Origin of the sequence: Sedimentibacter sp. B4, from assembly GCF_000309315.1 — a bacterium.
GTDB classification, from domain to species: Bacteria; Bacillota; Clostridia; order Tissierellales; family Sedimentibacteraceae; genus Sedimentibacter; species Sedimentibacter saalensis.
In genome coordinates this window covers 1-1052 of sequence record NZ_CANG01000024.1, presented here as the reverse complement: position 1 = coordinate 1052, position 1052 = coordinate 1, and the positions used below count along the sequence as shown (strand labels likewise).

Annotated in this window: 10 tRNA genes; all 10 read left to right on the top strand. The window is 47.3% G+C overall.

The features are described 5' to 3' along the window. Positions 1-26 precede the first annotated feature (26 nt). The 10 genes from BN358_RS04440 (at position 27) to BN358_RS04395 (ending at position 1035) form a co-directional block, all read left to right on the top strand. A tRNA-Tyr gene (locus tag BN358_RS04440) sits at positions 27-111 on the top strand. Positions 112-116: 5 nt separating this feature from the next. Beyond that, positions 117-191, top strand: a tRNA-Gly gene (locus BN358_RS04435). A 146-nt stretch (positions 192-337) separates the two neighbouring features. Beyond that, positions 338-411 (top strand) — tRNA-Gly (locus BN358_RS04430). Between the two features lie 16 nt (positions 412-427). Then, positions 428-501: transfer RNA gene (locus BN358_RS04425), tRNA-Arg, on the top strand. Between the two features lie 7 nt (positions 502-508). Then, a tRNA-Gln gene (locus BN358_RS04420) sits at positions 509-583 on the top strand. An 11-nt stretch (positions 584-594) separates the two neighbouring features. Continuing rightward, positions 595-669: transfer RNA gene (locus BN358_RS04415), tRNA-Gln, on the top strand. Positions 670-689: 20 nt separating this feature from the next. After that, a tRNA-Lys gene (locus BN358_RS04410) sits at positions 690-765 on the top strand. Positions 766-770: 5 nt separating this feature from the next. Continuing rightward, positions 771-859: transfer RNA gene (locus tag BN358_RS04405), tRNA-Ser, on the top strand. 5 nt (positions 860-864) lie between these two features. Next, a tRNA-Ser gene (locus BN358_RS04400) sits at positions 865-954 on the top strand. A 7-nt stretch (positions 955-961) separates the two neighbouring features. Next, positions 962-1035 (top strand) — tRNA-Trp (locus tag BN358_RS04395). Positions 1036-1052: the final 17 nt, after the last annotated feature.

The window sequence follows — 1052 nt, the reverse complement described above, 5'->3', positions numbered from 1 at the left end:
CCATTAATTAAATATAAAATTATTGAGGAAGAGTTCCCGAGTGGCTAAAGGGGACGGACTGTAAATCCGTTGGCACCGCCTTCATTGGTTCGAATCCAATCTCTTCCACCAATTTTGCGGAAGTGGCTCAGTGGTAGAGCATCGCCTTGCCAAGGCGAGGGTCGCGAGTTCGAATCTCGTCTTCCGCTCCATCAAAATTATATAATTATTATGTAGGTGTAGCTCAATGGTATAAGCAGAGAGCCCAAATCAAGATTTTCGATTTAGTGCGAATCGCTTAGTCAGGAAGACTATGACTCACATGAAATAGAAAAAAACAAATGCATAAATACATTATGCGGGTGTAGCTCAATGGTAGAGCCCCAGCCTTCCAAGCTGGTCGCGAGGGTCCGATTCCCTTCACCCGCTCCATATAACAAATAACTGTGGACTCATAGCTCAGTTGGATAGAGCAACGGACTTCTAATCCGTGTGCCGGGGGTTCGAATCCCTCTGGGTTCATCATTAATGGGGTATCGCCAAGCGGTAAGGCACCAGACTCTGACTCTGGCATCCGTGGGTTCAAATCCTACTACCCCAGCCAAAGAAAATTAATGGGATGTCGCCAAGCGGTAAGGCACTAGACTTTGACTCTAGTATGCGTAGGTTCGAATCCTGCCATCCCAGCCATTTATAAAATTAAATATTCCGATCCATTAGCTCAGCAGGCAGAGCACTTGACTTTTAATCAAGGTGTCCGGCGTTCGAATCGCCGATGGATCACCAATTTTGGAGAGGTATCGAAGCGGTCATAACGAGGCGGTCTTGAAAACCGTTTGGGTGAAAGCCCGCGTGGGTTCGAATCCCACCCTCTCCGCCAAATTTGGAGAAGTACTCAAGTGGCCGAAGAGGCTCCCCTGCTAAGGGAGTAGATCTGATAAGGATGCGAGGGTTCAAATCCCTCCTTCTCCGCCATTTATATAGGGGATTGGTAAAGTGGTATTACAGTGGTCTCCAAAACCATTAGTGGGGGTTCGATTCCCTCATCCCCTGCCAATATAAGGAACCATCAT